Source organism: Parasphingorhabdus sp. (assembly GCF_039982415.1).
In the GTDB taxonomy this organism is placed as follows: Bacteria; Pseudomonadota; Alphaproteobacteria; order Sphingomonadales; family Sphingomonadaceae; genus Parasphingorhabdus.
In genome coordinates, this window is sequence record NZ_JBDWYL010000006.1 from 751,014 (window position 1) to 767,652 (window position 16,639).

Annotated in this window: 13 protein-coding genes; 4 read left to right on the forward strand and 9 right to left on the reverse strand. The window is 51.8% G+C overall.

Translation table 11 applies throughout. From position 1 onward, the window contains the following. The first annotated feature begins 52 nt into the window (after positions 1-52). Positions 53-4,360, forward strand: coding sequence for a DNA-directed RNA polymerase subunit beta' (gene rpoC / locus ABJU74_RS09385; RefSeq protein ID WP_348383281.1), 4,308 nt, complete (start codon positions 53-55; stop codon positions 4,358-4,360). 70 nt (positions 4,361-4,430) lie between these two features. On the opposite strand, the gene ABJU74_RS09390 is transcribed toward rpoC, so the two are convergent. Both ABJU74_RS09390 and ABJU74_RS09395 read right to left on the reverse strand, forming a co-directional pair. Next, the gene (locus ABJU74_RS09390) at positions 4,431-5,009 is read right to left on the reverse strand and encodes an NAD(P)H-dependent oxidoreductase (RefSeq protein ID WP_348383280.1); all 579 of its coding nucleotides are present in this window, start codon (positions 5,007-5,009) and stop codon (positions 4,431-4,433) included. Between the two features lie 71 nt (positions 5,010-5,080). Then, complete coding sequence (locus ABJU74_RS09395; protein ID WP_348383279.1) at positions 5,081-5,797, reverse strand: pirin family protein; 717 nt, start codon at positions 5,795-5,797, stop codon at positions 5,081-5,083. Between the two features lie 141 nt (positions 5,798-5,938). Here ABJU74_RS09395 and ABJU74_RS09400 point away from each other — a divergent pair, with 141 nt between their 5' ends. From ABJU74_RS09400 to ABJU74_RS09410, 3 genes are all read left to right on the forward strand, one after another. Further along, on the forward strand, positions 5,939-6,829 hold the full coding sequence (locus tag ABJU74_RS09400; protein WP_348383278.1) for a LysR family transcriptional regulator: 891 nt from the start codon (positions 5,939-5,941) through the stop codon (positions 6,827-6,829). Between the two features lie 152 nt (positions 6,830-6,981). Further along, positions 6,982-7,653, forward strand: a complete 672-nt coding sequence (locus tag ABJU74_RS09405) for a LysE family translocator (RefSeq protein WP_348383277.1) — start codon at positions 6,982-6,984, stop codon at positions 7,651-7,653. 9 nt (positions 7,654-7,662) lie between these two features. Continuing rightward, positions 7,663-8,700: a M48 family metallopeptidase gene (locus tag ABJU74_RS09410; protein WP_348383276.1), complete on the forward strand. Its 1,038-nt coding sequence runs from the start codon at positions 7,663-7,665 to the stop codon at positions 8,698-8,700. Between the two features lies 1 nt (position 8,701). On the opposite strand, the gene ABJU74_RS09415 is transcribed toward ABJU74_RS09410, so the two are convergent. The 7 genes from ABJU74_RS09415 to ABJU74_RS09445 form a co-directional block, all read right to left on the reverse strand. Further along, on the reverse strand, positions 8,702-8,971 hold the full coding sequence (locus ABJU74_RS09415) for a DUF6726 family protein (RefSeq protein ID WP_348383275.1): 270 nt from the start codon (positions 8,969-8,971) through the stop codon (positions 8,702-8,704). Between the two features lie 74 nt (positions 8,972-9,045). Beyond that, positions 9,046-9,921 carry a UTP--glucose-1-phosphate uridylyltransferase gene (locus ABJU74_RS09420; RefSeq protein ID WP_348383274.1) on the reverse strand — a complete coding sequence of 292 codons (876 nt, stop codon included), beginning with the start codon at positions 9,919-9,921 and terminating at the stop codon, positions 9,046-9,048. Between the two features lie 4 nt (positions 9,922-9,925). Then, positions 9,926-10,453, reverse strand: coding sequence for a peptide-methionine (S)-S-oxide reductase MsrA (gene msrA / locus ABJU74_RS09425; RefSeq protein ID WP_348384003.1), 528 nt, complete (start codon positions 10,451-10,453; stop codon positions 9,926-9,928). Positions 10,454-10,471: 18 nt separating this feature from the next. Then, on the reverse strand, positions 10,472-13,555 hold the full coding sequence (locus ABJU74_RS09430) for an efflux RND transporter permease subunit (RefSeq protein ID WP_348383273.1): 3,084 nt from the start codon (positions 13,553-13,555) through the stop codon (positions 10,472-10,474). Positions 13,556-13,590: 35 nt separating this feature from the next. After that, positions 13,591-14,658 carry an efflux RND transporter periplasmic adaptor subunit gene (locus ABJU74_RS09435; protein WP_348383272.1) on the reverse strand — a complete coding sequence of 356 codons (1,068 nt, stop codon included), beginning with the start codon at positions 14,656-14,658 and terminating at the stop codon, positions 13,591-13,593. A gap of 141 nt (positions 14,659-14,799) precedes the next feature. Further along, a complete protein-coding gene (gene aqpZ, locus ABJU74_RS09440; RefSeq protein ID WP_348383271.1) occupies positions 14,800-15,522 on the reverse strand; it encodes an aquaporin Z in 723 nt (240 codons plus the stop codon). Positions 15,523-15,639: 117 nt separating this feature from the next. After that, positions 15,640-16,593: an L-threonylcarbamoyladenylate synthase gene (locus tag ABJU74_RS09445; protein WP_348383270.1), complete on the reverse strand. Its 954-nt coding sequence runs from the start codon at positions 16,591-16,593 to the stop codon at positions 15,640-15,642. Between the last annotated feature and the right edge of the window lie 46 nt (positions 16,594-16,639).

Genomic DNA, 16,639 nt, shown 5'->3' on the forward strand with positions numbered 1-16,639 from the left:
TCATTCTCGCTAGCATTTAGATTTTTGGGCACAGGCCCCGAAGGAAAAGAATATGAACCAAGTAACAAATTTCGCAAATCCGATCGCAAAGCCGGAAACTTTTGATCAGATCCAAATCGGCCTCGCTTCGCCAGAGCGTATTCGTAGCTGGTCTTTTGGTGAGATTAAAAAGCCTGAGACGATCAACTATCGGACGTTCAAACCAGAGCGCGATGGCTTGTTCTGTGCACGTATCTTCGGCCCGGTAAAAGATTATGAATGCCTGTGCGGAAAATATAAGCGCATGAAATACAAAGGCATTGTCTGTGAGAAATGCGGTGTCGAGGTTACGGTCACTAAGGTGCGTCGTGAGCGTATGGGTCATATCGATCTGGCCGCACCAGTTGCCCATATCTGGTTTCTGAAATCCCTGCCTAGCCGTATCGGCCTGTTGCTGGACATGCAGCTCAAGCAATTGGAGCGTGTGCTTTATTTTGAAAGCTATGTGGTCATCGAGCCCGGTCTTACCGCGTTGGAAAAATTCCAACTGCTGACCGAAGATGAGATGCTTGAAGCACAAGACGAATATGGCGAAGATGCTTTTTCTGCCGGCATCGGTGCAGAAGCTGTGAAAATCATGTTGCAAGATCTCGATCTGCAGCGTGAAAAAGAAGATCTCATGGAAGAATTGGCGACGACCAAGTCTACCTTGAAACCGAAGAAAATCATCAAGCGTCTCAAGGTTGTCGAAAGCTTTATCGAATCTGGCAACAAACCAGAGTGGATGATCCTCGAGATTATCCCTGTGATCCCGCCAGAGCTGCGCCCGCTCGTGCCTCTTGATGGTGGTCGTTTCGCAACATCGGATCTGAATGATCTCTATCGCCGCGTAATCAACCGGAACAACCGTTTGAAACGTCTGATGGAATTGCGCGCGCCGGATATTATTGTCCGTAACGAGAAGCGTATGTTGCAGGAATCTGTCGACGCCTTGTTTGACAATGGTCGTCGCGGCCGGACGATTACGGGTGCGAATAAGCGCCCGCTAAAGTCTTTGTCCGACATGCTGAAAGGCAAGCAGGGCCGTTTCCGTCAGAACCTTCTCGGTAAACGTGTCGACTATTCCGGTCGTTCGGTAATCGTGACCGGTCCGGAGCTGAAATTGCACCAATGTGGTCTGCCGAAGAAAATGGCCTTGGAATTGTTCAAGCCGTTTATCTATGCGCGTCTCGACGCCAAAGGCCTTTCGATGACGCTGAAACAGGCCAAGAAATGGGTCGAAAAAGAGCGCAAAGAAGTTTGGGACATTCTCGAAGAAGTGATCCGCGAGCATCCCGTGATGCTCAACCGTGCGCCTACGCTTCACCGTTTGGGCATTCAGGCGTTTGAACCGGTATTGATTGAAGGCAAGGCGATTCAGCTGCACCCTCTCGTCTGTTCCGCATTTAACGCTGACTTTGACGGTGACCAAATGGCCGTTCACGTTCCGCTGAGCCTGGAAGCACAGCTGGAAGCACGGGTCTTGATGATGTCGACCAACAATATCCTGTCTCCTGCAAATGGTAAGCCGATCATCGTGCCTTCACAGGATATGGTGCTAGGTATTTACTATCTCACCATGGATCGTAAAGGCGAACCAGGCGAGGGCATGATGCTCGCTGATATGGCTGAGGTGCATCAGGCGCTCGAAATTGGTGCGGTCACCTTGCACTCGAAAATCCACACCCGGGTTCCGCAAACGGATGAAGAAGGCAATCCCATCCTCAAACGTTTTGAAACCACACCGGGACGTTTGCTGATCGCAGAATGTCTGCCGAAATCTCACAAGGTACCGTTTGACATTGTGAACCGTTTGCTGACCAAGAAAGAGGTCGGTGACGTGATTGACCAAGTTTATCGTCACACCGGCCAGAAGGACACCGTCCTGTTTGCCGATGCGATTATGGATCTGGGTTTCCGTCACGCATGTAAAGCCGGTATTTCTTTCGGTAAGGATGATATGATCATTCCGGATTCGAAAGATGCTACGGTGGAAGAAACCCGGGCTTTGGTGGCTGACTATGAGCAGCAATATCAAGATGGTCTGATCACTCAGCAAGAAAAATATAATAAGGTGATCGACGCGTGGAGCCGCTGTGGTGACCAAGTTGCGAATGCGATGATGGAAGAACTGGCCGCAACGCCAGAGGATGAGCATGGCCGAGAGCGTCAGATTAACGCGATCTACATGATGAGCCACTCTGGTGCTCGTGGTAGCCCAGCACAAATGAAGCAGCTGGGCGGTATGCGCGGACTGATGGCCAAACCTTCAGGCGAGATTATTGAAACACCAATTATCTCGAACTTTAAAGAAGGCCTCACGGTTCTCGAATATTTTAACTCGACTCACGGTGCGCGGAAAGGTCTTGCCGATACCGCGTTGAAAACCGCTAACTCCGGTTATCTTACCCGCCGTTTGGTTGACGTATCTCAAGATTGTACGATTGTCGAAAATGATTGCGGCACCGAAAATGCGCTGGAAATGAAAGCCATTGTCCAGGGTGGTTCGGTTATCGCTTCGTTGGGCGAACGTATTTTGGGTCGGACCATGGCTGAAGATATTGTCGACAGCAAAGACGATAGCGTTGTTATCAAAGCCGGTACGTTGCTGGATGAAGCCGCAATTGTCCTGATCGAAGAGCTCGGTATTCAATCCGCGCGCATTCGTTCTCCGCTTGTCTGCGAATCCAAAATGGGCGTTTGTGCCACATGCTATGGTCGTGACCTGGCTCGGGGTACGCCGGTTAATATCGGTGAAGCCGTGGGTGTTATCGCAGCGCAATCTATCGGTGAGCCGGGTACCCAGCTTACCATGCGGACGTTCCACATTGGCGGTGCTGCGCAGCTGAACGAGCAATCCAATCTGGAAGCTGTTGCTGAAGGTACGGTGCAATATCGTGATATGCCGGTGATCGAAGATAAGAATGGCCGGTTCTTGTCGCTTGCGCGCTCTGGCGAAATTGCGGTTATTGATGATGAAGGGCGTGAGCGTAGCGCTGACAAGCTTCCTTATGGTACCAGCCTGTTGGTTAAAGATGGCGCTAAGGTCAAGCTGGGTGATCGTCTGGCGGAATGGGATCCATTCACCATGCCCATGATTACCGAGAAGCCCGGTGTTATCAAATATCAGGATGTGATTGAAGGCAAAACCATGTCGGAAATTACCGATGAGGCAACTGGTATCGCACAGCGCGTGATTACCGAATATCGGGCGTCTGGTCGTGGGGCGAATAAAGAAGACTTGCGTCCACGTTTGACTTTGCTTGACGAAAATAGCGGCGAAGCTGGCCGGTATTTGTTGGCCAACGGCGCGACTTTGTCGGTCACCGATGGTCAGGAAGTTCAAGCGGGTGATGTGATCGCGCGTGTTTCACGCGAGGCAGCCAAAACCCGTGATATTACCGGTGGTCTACCGCGGGTTGCTGAATTGTTCGAAGCGCGTGTGCCGAAAGACAATTCGATTATTGCGAAAGTATCGGGCCGGATTGAATATCTGCGCGATTACAAAGCGAAGCGGAAAATCGCGATTGTTCCAGAGGAAGGCGAACCAGTCGAATATCTTGTTCCGAAGACGAAAGTCATCGATGTTCAAGAAGGCGATTTCGTGAAAAAAGGCGACAATCTTGTTTCCGGATCACCCGATCCCCATGACATTCTTGAAGTTATGGGCGTGGAAGCTTTGGCTGAATATCTCGTTGCAGAAATTCAGGAAGTTTATCGTCTGCAAGGCGTGAAAATCAACGATAAGCATATCGAAACGATTGTTCGTCAGATGTTGCAGAAAGTTGAAATCACCAATGGTGGCGATACGACACTTCTTCCTGGCGAGCAGGTCGATTTGGAAGAGATGCTGGAATTTAATGCCAAGCTCACCAAGAAACAGGTTCCTGCGGAAGGTAAGCCTGTTCTCTTGGGTATCACCAAGGCAAGCCTGCAAACGCGCAGCTTTATTTCTGCCGCTTCTTTCCAAGAAACCACCCGGGTCCTGACCCAGGCGGCTGTCGAAGGGAAGAAAGACTCGCTCATCGGTCTGAAAGAGAACGTCATTGTTGGCCGTTTGATCCCAGCCGGGACAGGCGCTGGCATGAACCGCGCACGAATTGCGGCAACCGGCCGTGATGCAGCGCTGCGGGCACAGCAACAGAAAATCGCGGATGCCATGGCAGCAGCGGATGATCTGAAAGCCGAAGAAGCTGCTGCAACCGCTCCAGCGGTGGCTGCTGAAGAGGTGTTCGATGCTCCGGCGGCTGAAGAAACGCCGGCAGTCGATGTGATGGTGGAAGACGCTCCTGAGGCCGACGCACCAGCAGCGGCGCCTGAAGCAGGAGAAGAGGAAGCATAGCTTTTTACTCTTCGCCAAAACAAAAAAGCCCCGCTGGAGACAATCCTGCGGGGCTTTTTTGACGTTATGCTTATGCTGTTGCGATTTGCTCCAACGCGTGGGCAACAGCCGTTTCGCCTTTTGCCATTTGCTGGTCTGCTGCGATGATCGTCACATCGTCTATGCCGATAAAACCCAAGACATGGCGTAAATAACCGGTCGCAAAATCTAATTCACTCCCTACCTGGGTGCCGCCAGATGCCGCCAAAATATAGGCCTTCTTGCCTTGAACCAATCCCTCGGGGCCAGTGGCTGTATAGTGAAAAGTCTTGCGAGCCCTTGCGATCATATCGATCCACGCTTTTAGAGAGGCTGGGATACCAAAATTATATATCGGTGCGCCGATGACAATGATATCGGTGGCAAAAATCTCTTCCACTAGAACGTCCGATAGACTGAGTATCGCTTTTTGATCGTCCGAGCGATCCGCTTCATCTGTGAAATTGGCTCCGACCCAATCTTCAGTCACAAAAGGCAAGCCTTGCGAAACATCCCGCACCGTTAGATTCTCAGGCGCAATTTGATCGATCAGTGCATCGGTCATGGTGCGTGTTGATGAACCAGTTGTTCGCGCGCTGGCATCAATGCGGAGTACAGATTTATGTGTCATAAGAAGTTCCTTTTTTTGTTTGGTTTGGGAAGGAGCGCCCGAATTTCGCGTGCGCTCCTTCTGTGCAGTTGTCAGTTTTGGGTTTCAAGGGCTTCGACAAAAACCAGCTCGGCATTGTCGGTGGCTTCTATTTCCAGCGTCGCCACGTCCCGAATGGCTAAGGCATCACGCGCAGCAACATCTTCGCCATTGATCCGCAGGGAACCAGCGGACGCGACCAGATAGACATGAGCATTTTCGTCTATATCGTGGCGAATAACCGTTCCGACTTTCAGGGTCGCACCGTAAAGGCGCGCATCTGCTTGGATCATCAAAGCTCCGTTATCAATGTCTGCATCATATCCACTGGCTAATATCTCGAGACTTCCCGAACGCTCTCCCTTGGGAAAGGTTTTGGCATCCCAGCGTGGATCACCGCCCAAAGTGCGGGGTTCGATCCAGATTTGGAAGAGCCGTGTCTGTTCGTCTTCAAGATTATATTCGCTATGTGTGACCCCGGTTCCCGCGCTCATGACCTGGACATCGCCAGCTGCGGTGCGGCCTTCATTTCCAAGAGAGTCTCGATGGGTAATGGCGCCTTCGCGAACATAGGTGATGATTTCCATATTTTCGTGCGGGTGCATGGGGAAACCTGTTTGCGAAGCGATTTCGTCATCATTCCAAACTCTAATGGGGCCAAAGCCCATTCTTGCTGGATCATGATAACTGCCGAAAGAAAAGTGATGCCGGGCCTTTAGCCAGTCGCGGTTGGCATGAGCCAAATCACTAAATATACGTTTCTCAATCATGTTCATTCTCCTTCTGGGGACCATTTTCGCTTGGTTGAAGGCGATGTCCGTTTGCTTGAGAGTGAACTAGAATGGATTAGACTATATAAAAATAGAAAATATAGAAATTGATTGTTTCCAAAAATTATATAATAAAATCCTATGAACCTTCCAGATTTTGAAGCTTGGGCAATTTTTGCCACCGCCGCCCGTTTGGGCAGTTTTACCGCAGTGGCGAGGGAATTGGCGCTGTCCAAACCCACTGTGTCCAAAGCTATAACCCGGTTAGAAACAGAGTTGGGAACCGTATTATTCCATCGGACATCGCGGAAAATATCCTTGTCTTCTGCTGGAAAAGCGCTGCTTCCTTTCGCGCAATCGATCGCGCGCGACGGGGAAATGGCAATGGAAGCGGCGCGGGAAACAACCCAATTGCTGCGTGGCCGGGTCCGGCTTGCCGCGCCGCTGAGCTTTGGCTTGTCGCATCTGGCTCCGGTGCTTGCTGACTTTATGTGTGAGTTTCCAGAAATCACAATTGATGTGCAGCTCAGCGATGCGCGGGTTGACCTGGTGGATGAAGGATTTGACCTGGCAATTCGTATTGCCGAACTTTCGGATAGCAGTTTGCGCGCGATTCCTATCCGCAAAATGCAAGGCTATTTCATAGCATCGCCTGACTATCTGGCGCGCCATGGTCATCCGATGGAGCCTAGCGAATTGGCGGCACGTGACTGTTTTCTCTATTCCAACGAAGCCAGTCCTGAGCTTTGGCATTTAAACGGACCGGACGGTCAACAGTTAACGGTGCGGCCGCAATGCCGTTTTCAAAGCAATAATGGCGATATCATGTTACCCGCTTTGATCGCAGGAAGGGGTATTGGCTATCTGCCTGATTTTCTCTGTCAGCAGGCCATCGATAGCGGCGCCTTGAAAACAATCTTGCCGGGTTGGCGCTTTGGCGAACTGGGACTTAATCTGGTTATGCCGCCTTCGCCGCAACGGCCGGCTCGGGTCAATGCATTGATCAAATTTCTGAAACATGGCCTGTCTTGACGGACTATCGCTGGTTCAAGGCATCTTTCCGTTCAAAGGAAGAAATAGAGCCCGGGCTGTTGATTTGTTGAGAAAAGGCCCGCGCCTTTTGATTGATTCCGTGTATAGATTGCCCATCTTGGTGATTTGGCAAGAGGTTGCTTTTCTTAACTATGCCGCTCGAAACTATCTTGCTGTTTGTGATTACAGATTTGACCTTTTGTTTCTCGCCCGGGCCGGCCACCATGGTGACGGTTAGCCATGCTTTGCCTGCGGGTCGTCAGGGCGGCATGCGCGGCGCTTTGGGGCCGATTGTTGGCATTAATGTTGGTAATTTTATCTGGTATGCGCTCACCGCTTTCGGACTCATAGCCATCATCCAGGCTTTTCCATCCATTTACAGTTTCTTGCGCTGGCTCGGTGTGGCCTATCTGGCCTGGCTTGGGATCGCCATGATGCGGGCATCTCAACAGCAGCTCAGTGGTTCAACGGCAAAAATTGCCGATTTCAAGCGGGGATTTTTAAGCGGTCTGGCGGTGCATATGTCCAACCCCAAAGCCTTGTTCTTCTACACAGTCATTATTCCCCCATTTGTCGACCCCAATGGCGATTTGTGGGTACAATTCGCGATCTTGGCCGGATTGACCATATTGACCGAAACGGCAGGCCTGACATTTTATGCAGCCTTGGCAACCCGAGTGCGTAGCTTGGGAAATGCGGATAAGGTTCAGAACCGATTTAAGATCGTTGCTGCGGGCGTTCTTATCGCGGTGGCGCTGATAATGGCCTATCTCAATCTCAGCGAAGCCAATATCGATTCTATGTTCAACAGCGGGAAAGGCTAAGTTGGTTAGATGAAGCCGATGATCCGTCTGATTTTTTTAGCCCTGAGCGCTGTATATCTGCTGTTGCCGGTTCATCTTTCCGCCCAAAGCAGCCAGCAACCGCCCGTGCCGGAAGCGATACAATCCCTCCAGGCTTTGCAAAAGCTTGATCAACGGCTTCACAATGTGGGTTATCGTTTGGCGTCGGCCAATGCTGAATTTTGCCCCACCACGATTTCCAATCTTGGATTATTGATCCATGATATTGACCAATATGGCAATAAAAGCATGGCGCGGCGCGCGTTTGGTTTTGATCACCCTATTGCGATAAATGCTATTGCTTTGGGCAGTCCCGCGGCATTGGCGCAGCTGGCCGTCGGCGATAATATTATAGATATTGCGGGCCAGCCGATTGAGAATATTATGGTTGATCAACAGAAACTGGCGGATGAAAAGGCGGAATATCGCCGTATCGCTGCGGTTAAAGATCATCTCGCCCAATCGGCTGCCAGCGGTGAAGTTGCCTTGACCCTCACCCGCGAAAATCAAAAATATTCTGAAATATTAAAGGCGGCGCGGACCTGTCCTAGCCAATTCCAGATCCGGGTGAGCAAAAGCCGCGAAGCATCGGCCGATGGGAAAATGGTCAGCGTCAGCTCAACTCTGGCGGAATATGTTGTCGATGACAATGAACTGGCCGCCATTGCGGCGCATGAATTGGCGCATAATATACTCAAGCATCGCGACCGCCTCAACGCGTTGAAAGTTAATCGTGGTTTTTTTGGTCAATTTGGAAAAAGTGCCGGACGGATAAAGGCGGCGGAAATTGAAGCCGACCGGCTATCGGTATGGTTGATGGCCAATGCGGGCTATGACCCGCAGGCCGCGATCCGTTTTTGGACGCGTTACGGCAAGCGCTATGGCAAAGGAATTTTTTCAGCCTCGACTCATTACCGTTGGAAAAAACGGGTCAAATTATTTGCAGAAGAGTTGAAAAAAATGACCAATGCGAAAACCAGAAACGGCAAATTTGCGCCTCCATTATTAACGCAAGAAGCCAAGTTCTAGGTCAATTATCCTCGTAGTCCCGCTTGCATTGTTTGCGTTCGACTTTGGTTTCTGCGCGATCAAGACAGACTTCGCGTTGTTGTTTACGTTCGGCTAATACCCGCCGCCCGACATCTTCCTCTTTTTCAGACTGGGTTTGCGTGGTCGCATCCACCGCCGTCTCGACCACTGTGCCCGCCGCTTTGAATGGCGCAGTGACGATCTTGCTGGCAACGCAGCCGCTGAGCGAAATGCTGACCAGAATTGTGGTGATGATAGCAGATGTGCGCATGATTATCTCCTCACGGCCGTTGTGGACGGTGATCAATGAAGACCGGCTGAACAGTCTATTTCAAACGGATAAGCCTATGATTTCGCCAAAAGCTTTTCTGCTATTGTGCGAATATCGCTGCCAATTTCCGGATGCGCGAGTGCCAATGCAAGATTTGCTTCGACATAGCCTGCTTTGGACCCGCAATCATAGCGATGGCCGTCAAAGGTCATGCCGTGAAAAGCTTGTTTGCCAATCATCTGTGCCATGGCATCGGTCAGTTGAATTTCGCCACCAGCCCCGGCTTCTTGCGTCTCAAGAATGCGCATTACTTCCGGTTGCAAGATATAGCGGCCGGGCAATATGAGATTGGAAGGCGCCGTACCCGCTGCGGGCTTTTCAACCAGCCCTTTGACTTCCGTTATCGGTCCATCCCGATATCCCGGGTCGATGACCCCGTAAGAAGGCGTGTCTTCAATGGGAATTTCCAAAGCGCAGACAATATTGCCACCCAGCTTTTCATAGGCATTGACCATTTGGCGCATGCAGCCCGGGCTGCCAACCATGAACTCATCGGGCAGGAAAATCGCAAATGGTTCATCGCCAATAATATCGCGCGCGCACCAGATTGCATGGCCTAGTCCCAGCGGTTCTTGTTGGCGAACGAAGACGCTATTGCCAGGTGTGAGCCGAGTTCCGTCGAGGACCGATCCGTCCTTGCCCCGATCACCCATGGTGCGTTCCAGCTCATAAGCGAGATCAAAATGATCCTCGATCATTCCTTTTCCGCGCCCATTGACGAAGATCATTTGTTCGATGCCCGCTTCCAACGCTTCATCCACGGCATATTGCAATAATGGCCGATCAACGATGGGGAATAATTCCTTTGGCATGACTTTCGTCGCCGGAAGAAAACGGGTCCCCATGCCTGCGACAGGGAATACGGCTTTTTTAATAGGTTTTTGAGACACGAATTCAGTCCTTTAGCTTATCAGCAAAACTGGTGCGCAGTTTTTGCAATTTCGGGGGGATGGTGGCAACACAATAGGGATTTCCACGCCCTTCGTCTGCCCAATATTGTTGATGGTAATCCTCGGCAACATACCAGGTTGCCGGACCTTCTATTGTTGTCACAATCGGATCCGCATGATCTGCGCTGACGCGCTCAATCGCGGCCACTGCAGCCGCGCGCTGCGCCTCATCTAACGGAAATATAGCGGATCGATATTGCGTCCCAATGTCATTGCCTTGCCGGTTTAGCTGGGTGGGGTCATGTGTGGCGAAAAATATTGCGAGCAGATCGTCATAAGAAACCCGCTCAGGATCATATTGCAATTTAATCCCCTCTGCATGGCCGGTCGTACCCGAGCAGACTTGCCGATAAGAGGGATTGGCATTGGAGCCGCCAATATAGCCGCTTTCCACGCTGTGCACGCCAGCAATATCGTTGAATATAGCTTCGGTACACCAGAAACAGCCACCGGCAAAAATTGCATCCTGCATGGTCATTATACACTCCTTTTAGGCAGGCACCGTGAGATCAGGGGCCGCGCCGTCACCATTTTTCTTCTCTTCATCACGTCGTGCAATGAGCAAATACATAGCTGGGGTCACGACGCGGGAAAGCAAGGTCGAACTGATCAATCCGCCAATAATGATAATCGCTACGGGCGCGTAAAGGGTCCCGCCGAGCAGCGCCAATGGCAGCAAACCTCCAATGGCTGTTACCGACGTGAGCAGCACCGGGAGGAAACGGACCTCACCAGCTTTTTCAATTGCATCCCGTAGCGGCATGCCTCTTTCGCGCAATTGCGCTGTAAAATCGACAAGCAGGATGGAATTTTTAATCTCAATTCCGATCAGCGCGATAAACCCAATCACGCCCATGAAGCTTAGGGCGCTGCCGCTCAGATATTGCGCGATTAATCCGCCAAATGTTCCCAGGGGAATGACGCCGGCGACGACAATCGTCTCTCTAAAGCGCCCGAACTCAGCAACCAATATCGCCAAAATCAACAATATTGCCGTGAAAACAATCGGCCCGAGATCACCAAATGTGTCGCCGATTGACTCGCTTTCACCGCCGACCGAAAAAGAATAGCCATCCGGGAAATCAATTTTTTCAATTTTCCGCACGGCCTTGTTGGTGACGATGGACGCCACTTCATTATATTCCAACTGCGCGGTGACCGACACCGAGCGTTCTAGCTGGCGTCGCTGAATCTGCGGAGGGACATTGGTCAATTTGGGATTGGTCACCTGGGACAATGCCACTGGCGCGCCGCTTCGTGTTGCCAGATAAATATCATCCAAAACCGATACAGGTTGGGTGCCATTTAAAGGCAGTCGGACCGTCACCGGATAGTTATCACCTTCCTCATCCCGGAACGTAGCGGCCCGTTCGCCGCTAATCGCCAATTGAATTGCCCGCCGTGCTTCGCCTGGCGGAATGTTGAGCAAGGCCGCCTTTTGAGCATTCAAACCAATATCAAGGTCAATCTTGTCCGTTCCGATGGGGTTATTGATATCGCGCGCGCCCTTTGTGTCGCGTAAAATATCTTCGACCTGCCCGGCCAAGTCTTTCAATATGTCCAGCTGTTGGCCGGATATCTCTATCGCGACCGGGGCTTCAATCGGAGGGCCATTTTGAAATGGTTCCAACTTTACCCGAGCGCCGGCAATGGCATCAAATTTTTCTCGCAGCCGGGACACTAATCTGGGTCCTTCATCGGCATCCCATTCGTCCATTACGGCCAATATTTCCCCATAATTTGTGCGCTCTGCACTGACGAAAATATTGTAGAATACTTGGGGATTGCCGGCCCCGATATTTTCTGCACGCACTTTTATGGCGGGCTCCGCCGCCATAATTTTTGCCACTTGGCTCACTACCTGGTCTGTTTGGTCCAAGCTGCTGCCTTGCTCGGTTTCGACCGACACTCGGAAATAGGGGGAATCGGAATTGGGGAAAAGCGAGAAACCCATCAGCGGAACAAGACCAAAAGCGGACGTACATAAAAGCATAGCAATAATAACGGTCCGACGCGGCGCGCCTAAAGCAATATGCAAAAGCGGGCTGTAAACTTTTTGAATTTTTTCGTTCAACCAGCGCAGCAAGGCATTGCCTTCTGGGTTTTCATCTCGCCGGAGCAGATGACTGGCCAGAAACGGGATGAGGGAAAGCGAAATCACCAGTGATGCAGCAACGGTCATCATGATCGCCAAATAGAAAGAACGGGTATAAGAGCCCGCGCCGCCTGGTAGAAAGAGCAGCGGTGCAAACGCAAAAATCAAGACAAAAGTCGATCCAATCACTGCCCCGCGAATTTCCAGCGTGCCTTCTATCGCCGCTTGGGTTCGGGCTTTCCCCATCCGCAAATGGCGCGCAATATTTTCGGTGACCACGATACTGTCATCAACCAACAAGCCGAGCGAGACGATGAAACCGGCAATGGAAAGCTGACTGAGATTATAACCCATCGAATAGAGCACGAGCAGCCCGGAAGCCAAGGAGAGGGGAATGGAAATCATGACCATTGCCGATGCGCGCCGGCCAAGAGGCAATAGCGTGAAAATCACCAAGCCCACGGCAATGGCAAAATCGCGGGTTAGTTCATCCAGGCGTCGGGTCACATCGCGGCTTTGATCAAATTGTAGCTCCAGCTTGATATCGGGAGGCAATATGGCCTGCTGATTTTCCAATTCGACATTGAGTTGTTTGCGTAATCGCGTGACATCAATGCCGTCTTTTTGGGTGGCCGTCACGATAACGGCGCGTTTGCCATTATGCCGCGTGCGATAAATTTGCTCCGCCGCGCCCCATTTGACAGTGGCGACGTCCTCGACGGTGAGCAAAGCGCCATCGGCTGCGCGAAGCGGCAGCGAACTGATGGTCTCGAGATCGCGAAACGCTCCTCCGGCTTTGACATTGAGACGACGATTGCCGCTTTGCACAGCGCCGCCAGGCAATTCTATTCCGCCTTGTCGCAAGGCATCGGCAACGGCATTGGCCGGAACGCGCAATTCTGAAAGGCGTGCGGGATCGACTTCGACACTGATTTCCGGCTGCGGCAAACCAAATATGCGGGATTCCCGGACGCCGGGATAGCGGGTCAAATTGTCGACCAGATCGTCGGCATATTTTTCCATTCGCCGCCAAGACGCGGTTTCGCTGACCAGAGCCAGTTGCAATACTGCAGCTTCAGTGGTGCGGACCTTGCGAAATTCCAATCGTTGCAGATTGGGCGGTAGGCTATCGCGAATGGCATTTACCTCGCGGACGACGTCGTCAAAATATCCTTCAACATCGCCGGTCCAATCGGTAAATTCAACCGTGATGGTGCTGCCGCCGTCGGTGCTGTTAGACCGCACTTCCTTGATATCGTCTAAGCTTTGAACGGCTTCTTCAATCGGCTTGGCTATTGTTTCTTCCATGTCCTGCGCATCAGCACCCGGTAAAATCGCGATGATGCTAACGACCGGAATAGGAAAATGAGGATCAACCGCGCGGGTGATGTTAGACAGCGCGCTAATCCCCAATATGACGAGCAGCGAGAATAGGATGAGAGTGAGCTGCCACCGGTTTATGACAAATTTAGCGAGCATTCACAGATGACTCACCAAGGGAAATGGAGCGTTGATCATTGCTTCTTGCTGATCGGTTTGATGCTGTCGCCATCGCGTAATTTTTCGACGCCGCGCGCAACCACAATTTCGCCTTCCGTCAGACCCGCGGTTATTTCCAGGCTATTGTCCGTCAGTTTGCCAAGGATCACGTTGCGGGCTTTCACGCGCTTTTCTTGATCCACAATATAAACCAGGCCTTCTCCAGACCGGACACCAAAAATTGCCGTGGCAGGTACGGCAATCGAACCGTCATTATCCCGCGAAACTTCAATCTCAACCGTTCCCAATTGCCCCGATCGGAGACGCGAATTGTCAGGCAGTAGAAAGCTTATTTCAAACGTTCCGGTTTGCTCATCGGCGCGGCCGTCTTTTTCGCTGACAACCGCTTCGAGCGGTGCATCAGAAACAGCTGAAATCGTGACCAACGCGCGCATTCCCGAGCGCACCCGAGAGGCATCTGCATCGGTGAGCGGGACTTTGAGAACAAAACCTTTGTCGGTTTCGCCCAATATCAAAGCAGTGGATCCGGCTGTGACAATCTGCCCTTGATCGATATTCCGGCTGAGAATAATCCCATTGCTTGGGGCATGAATATGCGAAGTCCGGCTAGCAAAATTGCTCGCATTCACTTGCGCCTGTGCCGCACGCATTGCAGATTCGGCTTGTTCCAATTGCGCTTTGGTTACCCATCCATCGGCATAAAGCGATTTGACACGCGCAAATTGCGACTTTGCGCGGTCCCGTTCCGCTTTGGCTGATTCCAGGCTCGCTGAAACCGTGCTATCGTCAAGCGCCGCAAGCGTTGCCCCGCGTTTCACTCGGTCGCCTTCTTCAAAGCGCACCGAAGCAACTTGCCCTGCTGTGGTAAATCCCAATGCGGTCTCTCGCCGCAAACGGACTGTTCCGGCGGCAGTGAGCGTTTCATTTTGACTGGCAAATTGCGCGACAATGGTCGCTGCCGGGATCGCTTGTCGGCTTTTGGGTGGTTCTTCGGCTTCTGTCCGACTGCATCCGATCAGCAAAAGCGAGGCTGCTATAGCCAGAGACTTGTGGCTGAATGATGTTTGACTGCGCCCCACCATAATCTCAAATTAGTCCTCTCTAGTGACCCCTTCATAAGTCGCTAAATCGCTGTGACCAATAAAAAATTGCATATTGCAACCAAAAGGGCCGGACAATTGCCCGGCCCTTGAGGTTTATATTTATCCTTTGGGAAGAGAAAGCTAGCTTTCTGTCCCGGCGTTATTTTTGTCATCTCCGCCGATAATCTTGTAAGCAATGCCGGCCAAAACAGCACCGACAATAGGTGCAATCCAGAATATCCACAGCTGAGACAGCGCGATACCGCCTTCGATTAAGGCCGGGCCCGTGCTCCGCGCGGGATTAACCGAAGTATTGGTTACTGGAATGCTGATCAGATGAATCAGAGTGAGACCCAAGCCTATGGCCAAAGGCGCAAATCCGGCTGGTGCACGGCCGTCTGTGGCCCCCAAAATGATCATCAAGAAAAAGAATGTCAGCAAGACCTCAATGGCAATGCCAGCGCCCATTGCATAGCCGCCTGGTGATTTTTCACCGACACCGTTTGTGGCCAATCCATTGACCGCAATGTCATAGCTTGGTGCGCCACTAGCGATCAGATAGAGCACGGCAGCGGCGGCGACAGCGCCCACCACTTGTGCAATAATATAGACCGGGATTTCATTGGCTGGGAACCGCCCGCCTGCCCATAGTCCGATGGTAACCGCCGGGTTCAGGTGACACCCGCTAATATGGCCGATGGCATAGGCCATGGTCACAACGGTCAATCCGAAGGCCAGCGATACACCCAATAGGCCGATGCCAACATCTGGAAAGGCAGCAGCAATAACCGCGCTACCACACCCGCCAAAAACGAGCCAAAATGTACCGATAAATTCCGCTAAAGATTTTTGAATAGCCGTCATAGGCTGCACTCCCCTCAATTTATTCACGGCATCGTATGGCCGGATCGCAGCAAACTAAACCAATTGCGGGAAATTTCCAAATGAGGCAGCGTAAATCTATGTAACAGAGAAAGCGGCTTAGTGCGCTGCGCGGCGCAAACGATCGTTAATCGCCGCGCCAATGCCATGTTGCGGAATAGGCGCAACGGCGATATCGGCGTGGTCGCTGGCATCAGCTTGGTGGAGCGCGGCGAACAGACCGGCAGCAGCTTGAGCGAGATCTCCACTTGGTGCCAAGTTCATATCACCTTCATAGGTGCCAAAACCGATATAAAATTCGTCATTTTCAGCGCTCTTGGCATTGAGGCGAAGGGGTTTGGAGGGCGCATAATGGCTATCCAATTGTCCCGGCGCTTCGATTTTCTTCCTGTCCGGAACTAATGCAGGTTTTCCAATCTGATTTTGAAGATCGCCGGCTGTAATCGGGCCTTCTCGAAGAATGTCATAATCGTCACCGCGGACAGCGACAATCGTCGATTCAATGCCGCTTTCACAGGGTCCACCATCTAAAATCATCGGCGCGGCGGTACCCAGGCTCCGCCGCACATGGTCGGGCGTGGTGGGACTGATCTTGCCGCTTTTATTGGCGGAGGGTGCCGCGAGATAGAGGCCGGATAGGGTGAGCAATTCTTGCATCAGCGGGTGCGCTGGACAGCGCAAGGCAATGGTGTCCAAGCCCGCGGTTACCGCCGGAACCACCGGGCAATCTTGCTGCCGCGGAACAATAATGGTTAGCGGACCGGGCCAGAAGGCTGCTGCGACACGCCGCGCCAAGACATTAAACTGGCCGAGTTTTTCCGCCATTTCGAGATGCGCAATATGGACAATGAGGGGATTGAAGTCCGGACGGCTTTTGGTGCGATAAATGTCGGCAATGGCATCGCTATTGGTCGAATCGGCTGCCAAACCATAGACGGTTTCGGTCGGAATAACGACCAAGCCGCCGGCATGAAGGCTAGCCACCGCTGCCGATAGCGGCTGATTGCCGTAGCGTCGCGTATTTTCGTCAATATGATCATTTGAGCCAGACATGATAGGGCGCTATAGCCCAGCAAGATTTCAAGCAATAGCGGATAGA

What these genes read in the sequence shown, in the direction of transcription:
- rpoC (WP_348383281.1), top strand. Translation starts at nt 53, where the DNA reads ATGAACCAAGTAACAAATTTCGCAAATCCGATCGCAAAGCCGGAAACT.
- ABJU74_RS09390 (WP_348383280.1), bottom strand. Translation starts at nt 5,009, where the DNA reads ATGACACATAAATCTGTACTCCGCATTGATGCCAGCGCGCGAACAACT.
- ABJU74_RS09395 (WP_348383279.1), bottom strand. Translation starts at nt 5,797, where the DNA reads ATGATTGAGAAACGTATATTTAGTGATTTGGCTCATGCCAACCGCGAC.
- ABJU74_RS09400 (WP_348383278.1), top strand. Translation starts at nt 5,939, where the DNA reads ATGAACCTTCCAGATTTTGAAGCTTGGGCAATTTTTGCCACCGCCGCC.
- ABJU74_RS09405 (WP_348383277.1), top strand. Translation starts at nt 6,982, where the DNA reads ATGCCGCTCGAAACTATCTTGCTGTTTGTGATTACAGATTTGACCTTT.
- ABJU74_RS09410 (WP_348383276.1), top strand. Translation starts at nt 7,663, where the DNA reads ATGAAGCCGATGATCCGTCTGATTTTTTTAGCCCTGAGCGCTGTATAT.
- ABJU74_RS09415 (WP_348383275.1), bottom strand. Translation starts at nt 8,971, where the DNA reads ATGCGCACATCTGCTATCATCACCACAATTCTGGTCAGCATTTCGCTC.
- msrA (WP_348384003.1), bottom strand. Translation starts at nt 10,453, where the DNA reads ATGCAGGATGCAATTTTTGCCGGTGGCTGTTTCTGGTGTACCGAAGCT.
- ABJU74_RS09430 (WP_348383273.1), bottom strand. Translation starts at nt 13,555, where the DNA reads ATGCTCGCTAAATTTGTCATAAACCGGTGGCAGCTCACTCTCATCCTA.
- ABJU74_RS09435 (WP_348383272.1), bottom strand. Translation starts at nt 14,658, where the DNA reads ATGGTGGGGCGCAGTCAAACATCATTCAGCCACAAGTCTCTGGCTATA.
- aqpZ (WP_348383271.1), bottom strand. Translation starts at nt 15,522, where the DNA reads ATGACGGCTATTCAAAAATCTTTAGCGGAATTTATCGGTACATTTTGG.
- ABJU74_RS09445 (WP_348383270.1), bottom strand. Translation starts at nt 16,593, where the DNA reads ATGTCTGGCTCAAATGATCATATTGACGAAAATACGCGACGCTACGGC.